This is a genomic window from Bradyrhizobium sp. USDA 10063, from assembly GCF_054063735.1.
The window spans coordinates 8,145,833-8,162,715 of the sequence record NZ_JBSSGP010000002.1; the positions used below are offsets into that span (position 1 = coordinate 8,145,833).

The 16,883-nt window shown below is 57.9% G+C and carries 16 protein-coding genes and 1 pseudogene; 13 read left to right on the forward strand and 4 right to left on the reverse strand.

Features of this window, described 5'->3' with window-relative positions:
* Positions 1–10 precede the first annotated feature (10 nt).
* From ACVJGD_RS40245 to ACVJGD_RS40265, 5 genes are all read left to right on the forward strand, one after another.
* The gene (locus ACVJGD_RS40245; RefSeq protein ID WP_456639327.1) at positions 11–826 is read left to right on the forward strand and encodes a contractile injection system protein, VgrG/Pvc8 family; all 816 of its coding nucleotides are present in this window, start codon (positions 11–13) and stop codon (positions 824–826) included.
* A complete protein-coding gene (locus ACVJGD_RS40250; protein ID WP_456639328.1) occupies positions 789–1,514 on the forward strand; it encodes a contractile injection system protein, VgrG/Pvc8 family in 726 nt (241 codons plus the stop codon). Before ACVJGD_RS40245 ends, ACVJGD_RS40250 begins: the two co-directional genes overlap by 38 nt.
* A gap of 38 nt (positions 1,515–1,552) precedes the next feature.
* Positions 1,553–1,870 carry a hypothetical protein gene (locus ACVJGD_RS40255; protein WP_456639329.1) on the forward strand — a complete coding sequence of 106 codons (318 nt, stop codon included), beginning with the start codon at positions 1,553–1,555 and terminating at the stop codon, positions 1,868–1,870.
* Positions 1,871–2,075: 205 nt separating this feature from the next.
* A complete protein-coding gene (locus ACVJGD_RS40260; RefSeq protein WP_456639330.1) occupies positions 2,076–2,588 on the forward strand; it encodes an Hcp family type VI secretion system effector in 513 nt (170 codons plus the stop codon).
* Between the two features lie 2,843 nt (positions 2,589–5,431).
* Entirely contained in the window at positions 5,432–5,635 is a 204-nt protein-coding gene (locus tag ACVJGD_RS40265) for a hypothetical protein (protein ID WP_456639331.1), read from the forward strand.
* 544 nt (positions 5,636–6,179) lie between these two features.
* On the opposite strand, the pseudogene ACVJGD_RS40270 reads toward ACVJGD_RS40265, so the two are convergent.
* A pseudogene (locus ACVJGD_RS40270) lies at positions 6,180–6,835 on the reverse strand (SOS response-associated peptidase).
* A gap of 131 nt (positions 6,836–6,966) precedes the next feature.
* On the opposite strand from ACVJGD_RS40270, the gene ACVJGD_RS40275 reads away from it, so the two are divergent.
* From ACVJGD_RS40275 to ACVJGD_RS40290, 4 genes are read left to right on the forward strand one after another with little or no spacing between them, the layout of a single operon-like run.
* The gene (locus ACVJGD_RS40275; RefSeq protein ID WP_456639332.1) at positions 6,967–7,197 is read left to right on the forward strand and encodes a hypothetical protein; all 231 of its coding nucleotides are present in this window, start codon (positions 6,967–6,969) and stop codon (positions 7,195–7,197) included.
* Positions 7,194–7,661 carry a hypothetical protein gene (locus tag ACVJGD_RS40280; protein ID WP_456639333.1) on the forward strand — a complete coding sequence of 156 codons (468 nt, stop codon included), beginning with the start codon at positions 7,194–7,196 and terminating at the stop codon, positions 7,659–7,661. Before ACVJGD_RS40275 ends, ACVJGD_RS40280 begins: the two co-directional genes overlap by 4 nt.
* A complete protein-coding gene (locus ACVJGD_RS40285) occupies positions 7,639–10,740 on the forward strand; it encodes an HsdM family class I SAM-dependent methyltransferase (protein WP_456639334.1) in 3,102 nt (1,033 codons plus the stop codon). Before ACVJGD_RS40280 ends, ACVJGD_RS40285 begins: the two co-directional genes overlap by 23 nt.
* Positions 10,737–10,940 (forward strand): hypothetical protein, encoded by a 204-nt coding sequence (locus ACVJGD_RS40290; protein ID WP_456639335.1) that lies wholly within the window; start codon positions 10,737–10,739, stop codon positions 10,938–10,940. The genes ACVJGD_RS40285 and ACVJGD_RS40290 overlap by 4 nt, the downstream gene beginning before the upstream one ends.
* Here the strand turns inward: ACVJGD_RS40290 and ACVJGD_RS40295 are convergent.
* Positions 10,925–11,909 (reverse strand): IS630 family transposase gene (locus tag ACVJGD_RS40295; protein WP_456640512.1). Its coding sequence is split into 2 segments (ribosomal slippage): positions 10,925–11,516 and positions 11,515–11,909, totalling 987 coding nucleotides; the frame shifts between segments, so codons are not numbered across the junction. The two genes, ACVJGD_RS40290 and ACVJGD_RS40295, sit on opposite strands and share 16 nt — an antisense overlap.
* A gap of 83 nt (positions 11,910–11,992) precedes the next feature.
* Here ACVJGD_RS40295 and ACVJGD_RS40300 point away from each other — a divergent pair.
* Positions 11,993–12,427, forward strand: coding sequence for a hypothetical protein (locus ACVJGD_RS40300; RefSeq protein ID WP_456639336.1), 435 nt, complete (start codon positions 11,993–11,995; stop codon positions 12,425–12,427).
* A gap of 34 nt (positions 12,428–12,461) precedes the next feature.
* Here ACVJGD_RS40300 and ACVJGD_RS40305 read toward each other — a convergent pair whose 3' ends face one another.
* The gene (locus tag ACVJGD_RS40305) at positions 12,462–12,734 is read right to left on the reverse strand and encodes a hypothetical protein (RefSeq protein ID WP_456639337.1); all 273 of its coding nucleotides are present in this window, start codon (positions 12,732–12,734) and stop codon (positions 12,462–12,464) included.
* A gap of 7 nt (positions 12,735–12,741) precedes the next feature.
* Positions 12,742–13,056: a hypothetical protein gene (locus ACVJGD_RS40310; protein ID WP_456639338.1), complete on the reverse strand. Its 315-nt coding sequence runs from the start codon at positions 13,054–13,056 to the stop codon at positions 12,742–12,744.
* A gap of 1,088 nt (positions 13,057–14,144) precedes the next feature.
* Between ACVJGD_RS40310 and ACVJGD_RS40315 the strand changes: the two genes are divergently transcribed.
* The 3 genes from ACVJGD_RS40315 to ACVJGD_RS40325 all read left to right on the forward strand — a co-directional run bounded on the left by ACVJGD_RS40315 (position 14,145) and on the right by ACVJGD_RS40325 (position 16,066).
* Positions 14,145–14,324, forward strand: coding sequence for a type VI secretion system contractile sheath domain-containing protein (locus ACVJGD_RS40315; RefSeq protein WP_456640537.1), 180 nt, complete (start codon positions 14,145–14,147; stop codon positions 14,322–14,324).
* Positions 14,325–15,065: 741 nt separating this feature from the next.
* Entirely contained in the window at positions 15,066–15,209 is a 144-nt protein-coding gene (locus tag ACVJGD_RS40320; RefSeq protein WP_456639339.1) for a hypothetical protein, read from the forward strand.
* Between the two features lie 41 nt (positions 15,210–15,250).
* Complete coding sequence (locus ACVJGD_RS40325) at positions 15,251–16,066, forward strand: hypothetical protein (protein ID WP_456639340.1); 816 nt, start codon at positions 15,251–15,253, stop codon at positions 16,064–16,066.
* Positions 16,067–16,883: the final 817 nt, after the last annotated feature.

The following is a 16,883-nucleotide window of genomic DNA, read 5'->3' on the forward strand; positions in this document are numbered from 1 at the left end:
GCACCATATCGTGACCAACAACTGCAATCTCAGCCTTACCCTTGACATTCTCAGCCAACCCGACGTCAAGCTTGACGTGCAAGGGTTCGAGGGCACAGAGTGCATTTCCCTGCCGTTCAGCTATCTCGTTTACGCCACGACATCGAGCGATGCCGACATCGGCTCCTTGATCGGAGAGCGTGCCAAGCTGACGGTCATAACCGCATCCGGACAATGGATTACGTCGGGCCTCTGCGCGCAGGTCGAGGAAATGGACCCCGTAACTGAACTCCGTGTGCTCCAGTTCGTTCTGCGCCCGCGCTTTGCCGTCACCGAGCTCTCCATCGCGAGCCGCATTTATGGTCCTGGCCAACCGGTGGGCGTCGATGCCATCCTCAAGCAGGAGCTGAATAAGGCGACCATTAGCATTCCCACCGAATACAATCTGGAGAGCTATCCGAAGCGAAATTATGTCGCGCGATACAATGAAAGCGATTTCAGTTTCATTTCCCGCCTTTGCGAGCGGAACGGAATTTTCTATTTCTTCAAGCAGGAAGACAGCGGTGAGACTATCGTCTTCGGCGACCAGAATCTGGCATTCCCAAAGGTCAAGTTCGGCGCCAACTCGGCGATCCGCTATTCTCACCAACGCGACCGCAACATGCCGCGGCGCCTCGACGAAAGCGCCGTTCTGTCATTCCGGCAGCGGCGCCTTCTCTCGACAAAGACGATCACACTGCGCGATTACAACGAAACGGTGCCTTCCCGTCATATCCGTCGATCAAGAAGTCGGACAAGGCAGCGGCTTTTTGGGCAAGACCGAACGGTTCGGCGGGCATTTTGCTAACGAAGCAGAAGCAGCCACGCTGGCCAAGATCCGCGCCGAGCAGATCGGCGCCAGCCAGACGATGTACATCGCCAACAGCGACGCGCCAGAGCTGCGCGCGGGCGTCATTTTCGCTCTGCAGGACCATCCACGGTTCGACGGCGAATATCTCGTTGTTGCCGCCGATCACTCCGCGTACCGGCCGGCGCCGACTGGATTCCACGCGTTGCCACACAACGGGCGGGCCTACTACAACATGGTCCACTGCATCCGCTCGGACGTGCCTTACCGTCCGGTCGTTATGACGCCTGTCCCGCTCGGCGTCGGCCTCCACACCGCCAAGGTCGATGGAGAAGCGTGGAACGAGCGGGCCGAGATCGACGAGCACGGCCGCTACAAGCTGCAGTTTACGTTCGCCGACGAAGCGGCGCCGAAAGGACGAGGCAGCGACTACGTGCGGAAGCTCGAAGCTTATGTGGGCCCGAGTGAAACCGGGCTTCATTTTCCCCTGGTCGCTGGAACTGAGGTTCTGGTTGGCTACATGAACGGAGATATTGACCGGCCGGTGGTGGTGGGCGCGGTGCACAATCCCGATATGAAGGGAGTGGTGACTTCCGAGACGCACTTATTCAATCGCATCAAGTCGCAATCTGGCGCCTTGATCGAGATCTACGACGGGCCTGCGTCTTCACTTCGTGACGCTTTATGACTCTCTGGCGGCCCGCGACCCACGAGATCGACCCGCTATTGGAAGCGGTCGCCAATGCAGTGCGAGCGACCATCCTGCCAACAGCGTCCATCAACGTACCGCCTCCGACGGCCGATGGCATTCGCTCGAACCGGCTTCGCGACGGACGAGAATTGCGCCTGCAGCTATCCACGCAGTATCTGGAGCAGGGACAACGCGACTCTCGCACGGTAGTCGTCTACGCGGTGGGGGGCAATGCGGTCGTCGACAACCGCATGGGTTACCAGGTGACGGGGCAGGCTGTGCTCGACCTTGCCACCCGTGCGTTTCTTGATGTCGAGTGCCGGTTGGAGTCAGTTGGTACTGTCCCGCTGTGACGTCGCTGTGACGGCTCGCCGTCACAATTGCGCAGGTGACCTTGCTTGACGGTGTCGGAGCGCGACAATCCGCGCAGCGCTATTTGACCGTCATATCCCGAAGACCTGGAATATCAATGCTCCCTGTGCGCACGACCTTTGGCACGGATGTTGCGAGTCTGTCGTGCCGGTTTGTGCCGGCGTATGCCAAACGATGGAGACAAAAGTGTCACTTGAAGCCTACATGACTATCAAGGGGAAGAAGCAGGGCGACATCTCCAAAGATGCGTCCAAGCCGGACAGCATCGGACAGGTCGCCAAGAGCGACTCCGGCAATCAGTCGAAGATCACCGTCGTCGCGTTCGCCAGCGGCATCATCGTTCCGCGCGATGCGACGAGCGGTGTCGCCACGGGCGCTCGCAATCACCAGCCGGTCGTCATCACCAAGTTCTTCGATCGCGCCTCGCCGCTGCTCTGGCAGGCGCTGGCCACCAACGAGGTGCTCGAAGAGGTGGTATGCGAGTTCTACCGCGCCGATCCAGGTGGAATGCCGCAGCCGCAAAACTTCTTCAAAATGACCTGGAAGAATGCGACCTTGATCGAAGGCAAGGCTTATGTGCCACTGACGATCAATCCGCAGAACAATTTCTTCCAGAACATGGAAGACTGGTCGTTCACCTACAAGGAAGTGAAATGGGAACACGTTCCCGGCAGCACCAGCGGCGAGGATAAATGGTGACAACGCCGTGACTTTTGCCCTGTCCCCGTGTTGCGGCGGCGGGGATACATTCCAGCTCGCAGCTACACAAGAGATTGTGACTCTGCTCCCTCGGTGGCTGCCCCGATCTCAAGCAATTGCTCGGGCGACTTGCTGCCTATGGTGGCAGCCTCCCGGCGACTACAGGCTTATGCGTTTCGCGCGGCAATTTCGTGGGGATCGATCTCGTCATGCAGTATGGATTGCAGGGCTGTGCGGGCGATTTCATCAAAGTCGACGAGCATGCGTCGTTGGTCCACGAATCTTGGATTGCATCACCCTCGAGATGGCTAAAGATCACGTGAATTCCTGACCACCTCAAGGAGGATGGGGTGGATGGGCTGTAGCGAAGATCTTGAAGGTATAGGAGTGGCATCATCTCCCATGACCAAAAAAATCCGCAGCGCGTTCAGCGCGCCTTTGCGCATTCTTTGGTTGTAATCGCCGGAGCCCGGTTCGCTAGCCAACTTTCACGCCGAAGGAGCGGGGCTGTCTAGGTGTTCAGGTCCCGTTCGGCATCTGACACAGCCGAGCGCGGCCTTGAGGCCTAGCCGCCTGTCTGTTGGCCAAGCGTGCCGGCTATCGACCTTTATCGGCAGCGCAATCTTGGGCAGCAAGCGCAGCACCGCCCAACAGACCAACCGTCACTCACGACTTCAGTGAACGCGACGCACGACCGTCGTGTGTAATACGGCCCTGCTCGCGCACTTCCCAGCCTGGGGCGGCAATGTGCCGGGAAGTGCGTCCAAGCCGGCACACGCACGTCTATCGCGGTTGACACCGTGCCTGCGAGACGACTTCTCATATCCCGTTGCGAAAAGGCGGCCCGTTTTAGTCTAGTCGCGTGCCTTTACCGATGAGCCTTCGCCTTAATCTCATCGAACTCGAACGTCCGCGACTTGTAAGCGGCGATCATGTCCTTTGGTCCATTTGCTGTCCGCATTGCCACTACATCGGTGTAGGGCATCGTCATTGTCTCGAGTCCATCAAACAATGGCTCGGTTGACCCAATGCCTCTGGCGCAGGTTGACCGTGACCCCAGACCTAAGCGACCGCTGGTCCTTGACCGGTTTCTGACAGTGCTGCAGCGCTTACCCGATTCGAGACACCGGTCGGCGTCTGCCGCGTGCGATTTGTTCTAAGCAAAACTTAGGCGGACGCCGCTGGCACGGCCCTTGCTGCTAAGTGCAGCAAGATTGAGTGGGGGCTAAGTGCGTTCTCTTGACGAGAAAGTTATTGGCTACTTCAAAGCCAGGGCAGCTCCTGAGCTCCAAGCCTTGGTAGAGCCGCTGAGAAGATTTTGCGCCTGGCTTCGCAACACTCGAAGGCGGCCACTGGCCGGTCGGTTTCTCGGAGAGGAGGAACTGAATACGGATTTGCAGGCCTATGCGAGAGAGCAGCCGAATGAGCGGGACTTGGTTGGATTTGCAATCATACAGCTCGGGGCACTCGCTGGTATGAGAACGGGGAACCCGGCCGCCCCCTTCGACATAGACGAAGCGCTTATCTCCCAGTTTCAAGACGAAGCCGAGGCAACGTTTGGTAGAAGGCACAGCTATGGCCGGAGGCTAGCGGACGCGCTGAGGGGGCTTAGTGCCTGGCTTGGCAACACCGGCAACCTACCAATGGCCGGTCGATTTCGTGCATTGGATGTGGATTGTGAGGCCTATCGGAATGGGACCCGTGGGGGACAGTCGGTGGCGCCGCGGTACGCGGGGTTCGTCAGACCAGCATTGACACACTTGCAGGGGCTCGGTGAAGGACAACCGGTGACTCACAGAGCGGTCGCCCGCGTCGGGTTTGCTGAAGACACCCGGCTTGTTGAGAGCTTCGCGAAGAAATTGCATGACCTCGTCACCAGGCACGCAGAACTTCTTTTCAACTTCATTCAGTGGCTCCATCAAATGGACAAGGCCCCCATGGATGGCCGAGTGCACGACGAGACGCTGGACAGGGATACTGATGAATATGCTCGTATTGAGCCTGACATCATTCACGCAGTGAAGGGCCTTCGGCGGGCGTTCCCGTCGCGTGAGGAAGCGGCGCCGTCAGCCGGCGCCGGCGCTCCGCCGCTGGTGCAGACGGGTGAAATCGTGCCGCCGAGGCGAACACTGTCTTTGTTCCCTGAAGCACCGTCGTCTGCGAGGGCTGAACCGTACCCGACCTACGGCGCTCCTGCAGCGCCCATAGAGTACGGTGGGGCTTTGAGCCAAGGCGCTCCGCCGGCAGTGCAGATGGGTGAAATCGTGCCGCCGAGGCGAACACTGTCTTTGTTCCCCGAAGCACCGTCGTCTGCGAGGGCTGAGCCGGACGCGTTCTCCGGCCGTCTTGCAGCGCCCACACGGTACAGCGGGGCGCCCGCGCATAATCTTGGCCTATCCCTCTCAGACTACAGCTCCGAACCTCGCATGTCAGCGCCTGATCTCAGCCCTTGGCTCCCCTTGGGCTTTGAGCACAGCGTCCAACCCGTTCCGGTCTCCGTGAGGGACGCACTGGCCAGAGACGGCAGCCTGCCGGGGAGCTCGCAGCCGGCACGTGTGTACGCCCACGGTCGGCCCTATGCACCGGAGTGGCAGGTAACGAGAAGGGAGGTTACCCCAACCAATCCGCTAGGCGCTAGCATTGTTCTTACCCATCCAGTTGCCACGGAGCCCTACTGGTCAGCAAGCACACGCGTCGCAGCCTCACTGTCGTCTGCGCAGGGGGCATCGTCGTCTGCCAGGGCTCGGCCGTCGTCCGGGCCATCACCGTACCCCGAGCGAGGATACGAAGCCCGCCCCCCGTCGGCCGGGCCTGGGGAGGAGGAGCTGCCGGATTTCGGAAATGTGGTCGGCAACATCTGGACACACAGCGACTGGACCGTTGGCAACAAGGAGGTTCCGTCGCGCCTGGAGGACGCACTACGTGAACGAAAGCGCCTGCCGAGCGCGCGCGGCCAGGAAATTACGATCTTCCAAATCCACAGTCACCTCTACACGGCCGAGTTGAGAAATGATCGCTTTTATCTCACGCATCACCCTAGTGACTGAATCGGCGACCATGGCCGACCGCATGAAGGAGCACGGTGGATGGGCTGCAGCGCGATCGAGATCACTGCATGGACCCCAAAACCACATTAGGCATGTGTTCTTCCTGCAACATTCCCGCAGGAAGCGTCAGTTCAAGCGTTGTTTCTTCACAGACTTGGCCGTTTCATCGTCGGGTCGCGTACGCGCGACGTGGCTGGCAAGCGCGAGGGCTTCATCAAACTGGCCGACAAGCTGCACAGGACGCGCGCCAGAGCAAGCACGGCGGAAGGATCCGATTTGCGCATGCGTACGAACTGCGTGAGCTCTGCAATGCCCCGATCCACCTCACCATTGGCAATCCTAACGCGGGCCAGGATTTCGCGCGCGCCAAGATGGGCTGGCGCATAGGCGAGCAGATTGTTGCAGGGGGCCTCCGCTTGCGGCCAGAGTCCGGCCGGGGCACGGCAACAGGCCAGGTGCAAGAGCCCTGCTGTGTTGAGCGCGGCGCGCAGATGCGCGCGTTCCGCAAGGTCTCCACGTGTTCCGCCGCCCTGTGCAAAACAGGCTACGCAGCGACCTTGTCTTCCTTATCTGCGCCACGCATGACGATCTTCAGCGCGTCGTCGGGCAAAGGGTGCTGCAGCGCCTTCGCCTCGTCCCAGGGAGCGCGCATCCAGACGTCGCGCTCCTCCTCGCTGGTCAGGATCACCGGCATCGCTTTGGGGGATTGGCTGGACGACCGCATTGGGTGACGTCGTCAGGAAGCCGTAGACGAGGTGGGGCCCAGGGATCGGCTTCGACTTCGTGCCGCGGTCGCCTCTGAACTCGGTCCAGATGCCGGCGAAACAGAACAGCGGCCGGCTTTCCTCGATCGCGAACCAGACGACGTCCTTCTTCTTTGTCTCCGGATCTGGCTCGGGGGCATACTCGGCGAAACTGTTCGCCGGCACGAGGCAACGGTTCTCCGGCCTTAGCCAGCCGCGCCAATGCGGCGACGACGTGTTGCGGATGTTTGTGACCGGTAGCCCGCTCGTCTTGGGTGGGGGCGGCATGCCCCAGCGCATCAGCGCCATTTCTTTGGCATCGCCGACATTTCTGATCACTGGTGCCGGATAGTCCGGAAAAACACCGGGCATCGGCGCCAGATTGCCGACATAGCGGTTCATGCGCCTAGCTAAACAGACCGGCGATCGCCGCCTGGTTAGTTGTGATCGAATAGATTGCACATCAGCCCGCATCGTCTCCGATCTCAGGACCCCCTTAATATTACCCGCCGCACCGACCCAGTGATCGGTTGCCAATTGACTCCATGTTCTTGATTTGTTCTAATCAAGCAAAACCCGGTGACAGCAATGGGACTTGAGCATATCCGCTCGGAGATCGAACACATGCGCGCGCAGATCAACCGCCAGCGCCGCGAAATACTCCAGCTTCAACGTGCGGGCATTGCCACGGCCTCGGCCGAAGCGCTGCTTGAACGGATGCTGGACAAGGTTGATAGGCTTTGCGCCGAGCGCGACGGGCTGAAGGCGGCGCAACCGCAACCGAAAAAGCGCAAGGTTCTCGGAGGAAGGAAGTGGTGAACCGCCCCCTCCAATGGTTTGACGACACCACCGACCATCCGCCCTGGATCAAGGCGTTGGAAGGGGTGCGACGGCGGGCGACACGTGAGGGTTATTGCTATCATCACGTCCAGGCCATCATTGTTGCGATCGACCAATACGCCGAAGCCGCCCTTGGCAATCGCGAAATTCTTCTGGAGCCGACCATACCGCATAGGATCTGGTGGCGAAGGCCATTAGCGACGGATCACGGCGTCCGGCTTGCCATTGGTGAGGCAAGGCAAGGCAAAGGCGAACCGCGCAAGAAGCCGAATGCGGACGCATCAACTGCGCTCAAAACGCCGCTTCAACAACCTCAAATTCGCCCAATGACATCACGGCATGTGGCGTTTATCATGATTCGTAAGACTCCCATACGAGACGGCGGATGCGTTATCAAGCTCAACACGACAGGCGACGAAAATGATCCAGCAACCAAGCCCTAGCTGGACCTCCGACTTTGGCCTCAATGATCGACTGGCTCCTGCCTTCTTTGCCAATAAAGACAGCCTTACCCCGTCAATGTCGCATGCACATGTGTTGCGGCGCGCCTTTGATCTGCTTGCACTCGATGGGATTCTCTGCGTGGACAACACGCCGCTCATCTATTTCAGGCTCGTAAAAGACCTGAGCTTAGACACTATTCTACCAATCCAACGTCAGTTCTGGAATCACGGTGGAGCACCGATCCTCGTCCTCGTCTCGAACGAAAGGATACACATCTATTCGGCGATGTCGCGGCCTGTGCCCGCTCATGAAATTCGCGACAAACCGCCAAGCCTTGTTGCTGAACTAGATCGCATTGCAGACGGGCTCCGCAGCTTTATCGTATCCGTTGAATCGGGCGAGTTCTTCAGACAGCATGCGCGTTCTTTCGATCCTAATCAGCGCATCGACCGCGACCTCTTAAGCAATCTGAAGGAGACGCGCGATGTCCTCGATGAGATTACGAACCGCAATATTCAACCGGAAGTCCTCGACGCATTACTTTGCCGCGTCGTCTTCACCTGCTATCTCTTCGATCGAGAGGTTATAGGGCAAAAATATCTTTCTTCGATCGGCATCGAAAATGCCTCCCACTTGCGTGACGTGCTGAGCTTGCAGCCTCTGCGCAACGCCAAAAGCACGCTCTACGAGATTTTCTCGAACTTGCAGAACGACTTTAACGGCGACCTCTTCAGTGATGACCTTGAAGCAGAAGCCAGAAAGATCACGCACCAACACGTCAGCACGCTAAAGGACTTCTTTGAAGGTACACACGTACGTAGCGGTCAAAAGGCATTCTGGCCCTATGATTTCAGCGCGATCCCTATCGAAACGATCAGCGCCATCTATGAACACTTTCTGAAGGCCGCCGACGAAACCGGCGCGTTTTATACGCCTCGTTTTCTGGCCGAGATTGTGTTGGATACAGCTCTCCATGGCGGTGACGGCCTCATTGGAAAGACTTATCTCGATCCTGCATGCGGTTCGGGAATCTTTCTCGTCGGCCTTTTCAATAGAATGGCCGAGGAGTGGAAGCACGCGAATCCCAATGCACGAAACGACCGGCGAGCGCGCGAGTTAATGCAGCTCCTCACCGAACGCTTGTTTGGCGTTGACATCAATCCAACGGCTTGCCGAATTGCCGCGTTCAGCCTTTATCTCGCTTATCTGGATCAGCTCTCACCACGCGACATCCAAGAGCTACAGGCAAAAGGGCGCGCGTTGCCACATCTAGTCGCTCCGTTGTCGCCGAAGCGCGCCCCCAATATCCAATGCGCCGATTTCTTTTCGCCGACCTTGAAATTGCCAGCAGTGCCTTCTGTGATAGTCGGCAATCCCCCGTGGGGCAGTATTGCCACCGCCGATACGCCTGCGGGCCGGTGGTGCGTGGAAAATAAAAAGCCATTGCCCGATAAACAGATCGCAAGCGCTTTTATCTGGAAAGCCGCGACCACCACCCCCGAAGGAGGATACATTTGCTTCGTGCTGCCACATGGCACTCTGTTCAACCACGGCAACAAGGCAGTAGAATTTCAGAAGGCGTGGCTCACGCAATGCACTGTTGAGAGCGTGCTGAACCTTGCTGATTTCCGATGGTTCCTTTTTGAAAAGGCGGTACACCCAGCAATCGTCGTTCGTTATCGCCCACAAAACCTGACGAACCAACGAAGCAAGATTGAATATCTGGCTCCAAAGGTCGATTGGGCGGCGACGCAAGCCGAGATTATTTCAGTTGCGCCCGTTGATCGATCGTGGATAGTTCTTAGCGAAGTCGTAAAAGATTTGGACGGACCGGACGCGCCACAAACCTGGAAGCAGCGCTTCTGGGCCACGCCTCGTGATCTTCGCTTTCTCGACAGGCTTTCGCTTTACCCCCGACTGCGCGACCGGGTCCGGAGTCCCCGCGAAGTCGGCGACAAAAAGCCTTGGGTAATGGCTGAAGGCTTTCAGCCGCTTGGGCCAAACGACGATCCTGAAAAGGCGAAGGTCATACAGCTTCCGTCGAAGCTCTTCATCGAAGCGACGAGCCCTGGCATCGATCTATTCTTATTGCCTGAGGATTGCAGGACCTTGCGCTCCGCAAACATAACTGTGCGCGGACGCTCGAATAAGAGCACCGAGGTCTACAACGCTCCCCACGTCCTCATCACGAAGGGATTCCAGCGGATTGCGTTTTGTGACTTTCCGGTTGGCTTTCGCCACGCGCTCAGAGGAATCCGCGGGCCTGAGAAGCATCGGAACCTTCTCATGTTCCTGGCAGCCTATTTGCGGTCAGGCCTAGCGAAATACTTCATGTTCCACACGTCATCGAGCTGGGGAATGTATCGTCCCGAAGGGCATGTCGAAGAGGTGCTTCGCTTGCCGATGCCCTTTCCGGAAGATCTTCCCGAACCTTCAAAGCACAATGAAATCGTCGAGGAAGTCGCTCGTATCATCACCAAGCACGCCAAACGGGCCAGCGAGAATTTCATCCAGCGCTCTAATGCGATCGCCGAAGCCAGCTCTCTAATCGAGCCGCTCATCCAAGACTACTTTGATGTTCAGCCAACCGAACGCATCCTGCTCTCTGACACGCTTGATGTAGTTATACCGAGTATCCAGCCTACGCAGAGCCGAATGCCAGTGCCGACGGTCGAGCACTCAACGAGTCAGCAACGTGATTTGTACACGCACTGCCTATGCGAGACGTTGAACGGCTGGGCTCGACGGACAGAGTACGTCGTCGCGGGCTCGACCTCAGCCTCTGACGGGCTAGGCATTGGACTTGCGGTTCTACGCAAGGTCCCGAGATCGGAAGGTGTTTCGGCTGCACCGCCAAATGATCTCGACCTGCTTCAGACTTTTGATCGGCTACGAAAGGCGGCTAATCCTCTCGACGGCGCGATCACGGCCGCCCGCGGCGTGATGATTTTTGACGAAAACAGCCTTTATTTGCTCAAGAGCATCAATCACCGGTATTGGACGCAGACCACGGCCCTTAATGATGCCGACGAGATTGCGGGCTCTATCCTCATGCATAGCCAGCGGGCAACAGCATGAACGTTGTTGGCAGCCCGTCGCATTGGATCGACCTCATTGACTCACTTCTTCCGGATATTTTGCAGCTCGTTGTAGCCTCGTGGCAGTCCATGCCGCTGCTGGAGCTCGACGCCCGTGAAGACCCGACGACCGAGGCTCTTTGTCGCGTGCTGCGGCAGAACCGAAGCGCTAAAGCGGATTCCTGTCATTTAGAAGCATAGCCTGCGTGAGCGAAATAGTTGGTGCATTCGCGTGGGCTTAGTTGTGGGATGAACGAACGGATCGCGCGCGTGAGATGCGGAACTGTTCGTGCCGCGACCTTACGCAAGTATGCCTTAAATTTGCTGTAGGGCAGCTCGATCGGATTAAGATCAGGCGAGTATTTCGGGAGATACCGCACGCTCGCCTTTGCCTTCTCAATCGCGTGCCTAACGGCAGGCGCCATGTGAACTCGGCAGTTGTCCATCACGACGATGTCGTTGCGCCGAAGGGTTGGAACCAAGCACTGCTCAACATAGGCGAGGAACATTTCTCCGGTCATAGCTCCCTCGATCACCATCGGGGCAGTCATTTTATTGTGGCGCAAGGCCGCCACGAAAGTGATGGTCTCCCATGACCCCAGCGGAACGGCGCCGATCACCCTGACACCCCTTGGCGCACGCCCCCGGAGCCGCGCCAGATTTGTGCTGACCGCAGTCTCGTCGATAAAAACGAGCCGGGCGGGATCAAGAAAACCTTGCTCTCGTATCCAACGTCGGCGAGCTCGCGCAACGTCCTCTCGCTGCCGTTCAGTAGCCTGCAGGCTTTTTTTTAAAGGTGATGTTGTGACGGTCGAGAAAGCGCCAGAGCGCGCTGCGGCTGGTTCGAATTCTCCGCTTGCGCAGCTCTGCAAGCGTCTCCACCAGGGTCAGGTCTGGATGCTCAGCAACCACAGCCAAAATCTCGGTTGCGAACTCTTCGAGCGGCGAAACGCTTCCGCCGCGCGGCTTCGCAGCGGCGCTGTTATCGTCCCGCCAGCGCTGCACCCACTTGACCGCCGATGCTACACTCACCTCGAAGCGTTCGGCCGCCTCGCGCCGCGACGCGCCCGCAGCCACGGCCTCGATAACGCGTTCCCGCAGGTCACAAGAATAGGCCTTCGGCACCGCCCGCCCCCGCCGGCAAGGAGAATCAATGCACACAGTCTCCATCATCGCTAACCGTTTGGGAATCCCCCAGATTCAAATCGGGCGAAAACCGCTATAGCGACCTGCCGTTTCGAATCGACACCCAAATGGTCGAACTCGACCCCGCCGCTGGTCAGGATCAGGGTAGGTTAGATATCGCATTTTCTCCTCTCGTGAACCGCGAGGACATCTATTTTTGCCTAGAATGCAAAAGGCTAAACGTTCCACACAATCCCGGCGTTAGAACTTACGCCAACGAGTATGTCGTCTTCGGAATGGTCCGCTTTGTACGAGGGCAATACGCCGCGATGGTAAGACATGGCGGAATGTTGGGGTACGTTTTGGACGGTAATATTAATGCTGCCATCCAAAGCGTGTCAGCGGCGATCGTCGCCCATGCTGCTGATCTCGGCATGTCGCAACCCGCTCAAATTTCCATATCGTCAGTACAGCAATCAAATGGCGATATGAGAGAAACCTATCATCAACGCGATCAATGCTTGGGCGCGTTCTTAATCCACCATATGTTCGTTTCGAACTAAGCTCGGGTCCACTCAACGCACGACTATTCCGGTATTACTTGTTACCGCCGCCGCGGTCGACCTTGAATTTGCTTACAGCAAGGTCGGATAAGCCGAACCTGATCTCGATTTCGTCATCGTCTTTATCCGAAAGCTTCGTGAATTCTACGGATTCAATCGTGAGACCCTGTTTTGACGCGCGCGCGAACGGGTTGTCTAGGGCGTGCCCTGGACGGGTGTAATTGGCAAAGAGCTGATCGGTCGTAATCAGGCCTGAAGGAATTTCCTGAATCTTGCGGGCGGACATTTTCACAGATTGAGTCATCATCCCTCCACTAGTCACGAGTATGTCGATCGCTTTTTCCTTCGAGCGGCCGCGACCGATCGATCCAATAGAGCGCGTCGCGCGGTGTTGCGACCGCTTGCGGTAGCTTGGCCAGCCCGCTATTGAGTTGAGTCAGTAGCGCCGCTTCCGGCACCGCGTTGGTTGCACGAGAATTGGAATACACACGGCCAGTGATCCGCAATTCCTTGACAACGCCAGTGAACACCTCAACGCGTGTCGGCGGAAAGACAAGCACCACAACAAAGGCGATTGAAGAATTTTGCCAAAAAAATTCGGTAGTAACCTCGTCAAGGCCGACCTGCATTTGCTGCCGTCCTGGCCTGGAAAGTGGGCTACAGCCGCCATCGCAGAGAAAGATGCCGAGAGGATCCGTTGCGCCGGATTTCTTGAGCCGTCCTGCTTTGGACTTGAGCGCGATGTAGACTGGGTTGCGCGCGTAAGCGATTGCGCGGCAGTATAGGATGGATAGGAGCTGCCGCCGTTCTCGCGTTCGCTCATAAAGGCAACTGTATTGGATGGACAGCTAGTCGATCGGCTGCCGAACTCCTGGATGGAGCTGTTTGAAGCTCAAATCGCCGGCTCATTTGTGCCTCACGTCTGCGTCTCACGCTCAAATTTCCTTCCTGGTTTGCTCGCGGATCGGAGCCCATGTCTGTGCTGCTGCTCGCGTAGTGTCGGCGGCGCTCTCGATAGCTCCGGGGCCTCGGACTCGTATCAAAGGCGGTTTTCAAACAAAAGCACAATCTTCGGTGCCGCGTCTGGCCAGAAGTGGTCATAACGCGCCCCCTCTTTCCAGCGCAAGGCGCGTCGAGTTTTTCTGAGACGCTTAGGTTAGAAGAGGCTGGGTTCAAATCTGAGCACAATGCCAAAAAGTGAAACAGACGGATCTGGCACGTTGGTTCGGTCACAAACACATTTGTTCGATGGTCAACATGTTTGCTTGCCTCGTCGGGCAGTCCGGGAATCGGACCACTATTTCCGATGCTGTAGCCATCGGACAGGAATGCAATCGGCCGTCGAAGGCCTATCTTCGGCAGCTTCGGCGCGGCACGCCATTTGCTAAGATCTTGGGCGATCGTTCTGAGGGTAGGTCTATAAATGGCTAACTTCTGGAGAGATGGGTCACGTGGGCGGCCGAATTCGCCACCGCCGCCACTGGCTCTTCGCTGTTGAATCAGATCCTCTTCGAAACCAGGATCACCCCTTGCGACGACAGCTACAACCTCGCCCGCCGGACGTCGCAGCTTTCGTCGCCGAGCTCACCAAGCCGAGGGATTTCGAGAAGATCGACAATGCGTTTTGTCGATCAGATGATTGCGGAAATCGATCGCAAAATTCCGGCTCGCTCAATGCTGTGCTGCACACCGATAGGTTCTAGCAGCTCTAGTCGGCCTGGCGCGGACTAAGTTCCCGGCCGATCGCACCGGTTTTCGTCAGAACATCACGTTAGACATTCTCAGCGTCAGCAGAGATGGACTGACCGATTTCGAGGACAGTCCGAAGATCGTCAAGTCCGCCCTGTGCAAGCAAGTCTACGCCGCCGAATTCGGCCATTTGACGGCGAGTCGGTAGCGGCAATGATCAGCCTACGAGTTTATCATTAAGCGTATGTGGTATAGGAGCGCCGTGGACGCCATGGCGCATGCGCCAGTCATCGCCTTCCGTTTGCGCAGGAAATGTTCGGCGTCGAAAAACATGAGAAGATTGTCAATCTCAACGACGTGAATCGGTCTTCGAGGCGCAACGTACACAAGTGGAAATCGCTCCGGCTCAGCAAGGATGGTCGATCGGGGGATGAAGTGAAAACACCTCATGTCTGGGCTCGACCGGCTTGACGCTTGTCCGGTGTCTGACAGTCGCATCGCCTCTGTCAGGTTGAGAACACCTGCCGTCATTTTGCCGAAGCTGACTTTTTTCAAGACCTAATTAATAGCTTGAATGAGGAGACGCCACTGGCACGGATCGGAGCGGTCCACAAGCCAGATGTGAAGGGAGGAATGACCTCGGACGCGTACTTGTTCAATCGCATCAAATCGCAATCTGGCGCCTTCATCGAGATTTACGACGGGCCCGCGTGATTTTTATCACCTCATGGCGCCCTCATGACTGTCTGGGAGCCCGCGACTCACGAGATCGCCCCGCTATTGGAAGCGGTCGCCAATACGGCGCGCGACCATCCTGCCAACAGCGTCGATCAACATACCACCGCCGTCGGCCGATGGCATTCGTTCGCAACGGTTTCGTGACGGACGAGAATTGCGCTTCAAATTATCCGCGCAGTACCTGGGGCAAGGACAACGAGGGTTTTGCACAGTGCTCATCTACGCGCCGCAGGGCAATGCCGTTGTCGATATCTGCGCGGTCTGCCGCGTGCAAATGCTTGAAAGCTTAATCAACTGCTCGAACCGGGCGAACGCCGCTGGCATGAAGGTTGCCATTGAGGTGCAGCAACACTGAGCAACGACTGAATGCATTCGAGCCTGCATCGGAGATATATTATGACGAGCAGTCCACCGCACAAAAAGCAAAAACTCAGTCGGTCGGACGAGATCGAGCAAGCGGGTCAGTTCGCCGCGGAACAGAGTTTGGAGCAAATCCCCGAGACATCGTCGGCTGTCAACGCTGCGTCTTCCTCGATCTTCGACGCGCCGGCGCCGAACGTTTCGGAGGTCGCTGCCGGAAGCGTGGTGACCCGCCGCCCCCACGCGGGCGGCTATTGGGAAGCGAAGTGTGCTGAAGACGACGAGCTTATTTCAAAGTTCAGGACAACATCGAACTCGGCCGCGCGGGCGGCGACTGTTTTGCAGTACGCAACGGCTCTTCGTAGGTTTAGTGACTGGCTCCACGACAGCAAGAAGAAGCCTATAGCTCGCCGCCTTTATGACGATGGGCTGACGTTAGATGCTAACACGTTTAAGGCTGTGGATAGCAGGATCCATGCCGCGTTGACGATGCTTAGGGAATCGGGGCGTGTCCAAACCGGACGGCCCGCCGCGGAAGGCAGTTCGCGGCAAATCCCCAGGGCATCGTCTGCAAAGGCTGCGTCTTCCTCGACGTCCGGCGCCGCGACGCCGAACGTCGGGGAGGGCGCTGCCGAAAGGGCCGTGACTTCCCGTGCGCGCTGTAGCCGCTATCTCGAAGCGAAATATGCTGAGGACGAGGATCTCATTTTCAAATTCGGGACAACACCAAACTTGAATCTGCAACCGGTGACCATCCGGATCTACTCAGCGGCACTTCGCAAGTTCAGTGACTGGCTTCACGACAGCGAGAAGAAACGGCCTATACTCACCGACTGTGCGACGATCGGCTGATGGACAATGCTAACGCGTTTAAAGATGTATTCAAAGATCACCAAACGATTATCGCGGCGTTGACCAAGCTTCGGAACTTCTGGCGTGAGCAAGAAGGGGCGACAGCTCGGGTGGGCGCTCCGCACCCCGACACGAGGCACGAGCAGCCTGCCGATGAGCCAGAATTCCCGAGCTCGACACCGCCAGACGTCGCCCGGCCATCGTCGGCGAGCGGGGCTGCGGAATTGTCACAAGGTTTCGACGCGGGGTGGTCGGTGCCGGAGTTCGGACATAGCGTCGGCTTGGGCTGGAGCCACGGCCGCCAATCGGCCCCGGAGCCCCTGATTAGCGCGCTGAACAGAGGCGGCGTCGGGCTGAGGCCGTTTCAGTCGACAGATGTGTACATCCGTGGTCAGCCTTACAGGGCGCAATTGGAGCCTGGGAGAGCGGAGCGAACCCCCAATAATCCGCTGGGCGATAAAATCGTTCTCAGCCCTCAACTTGGATCAGCGGGGGAGCGCCTCCAAGGCTTCCCGCCGTCCGCGGGAGAGGCATCCTCCTCTGCCAGGGTTCGCGAGCCCTCCTCAGCGCCCGGCGGCTCAGCAACATATCGCGGGTTAAGGGATTTCCGAGCGGCCGTCGGCCCGAACTGGATCCATGGCGATCAAGAGGCTCCACGCAGCCTGATGACGGAATTACACAACTGGGACCAACTGCCGAATCCGTTCCGGCGAAGGATCGATCTCTTCATACATGGTGAACGATACACGGCCGAGTTCAGGACGAGGGAAAGGGATCCGAACCGGATCCTAGGCTCACAGCAGAGCGGCTTCGTTTA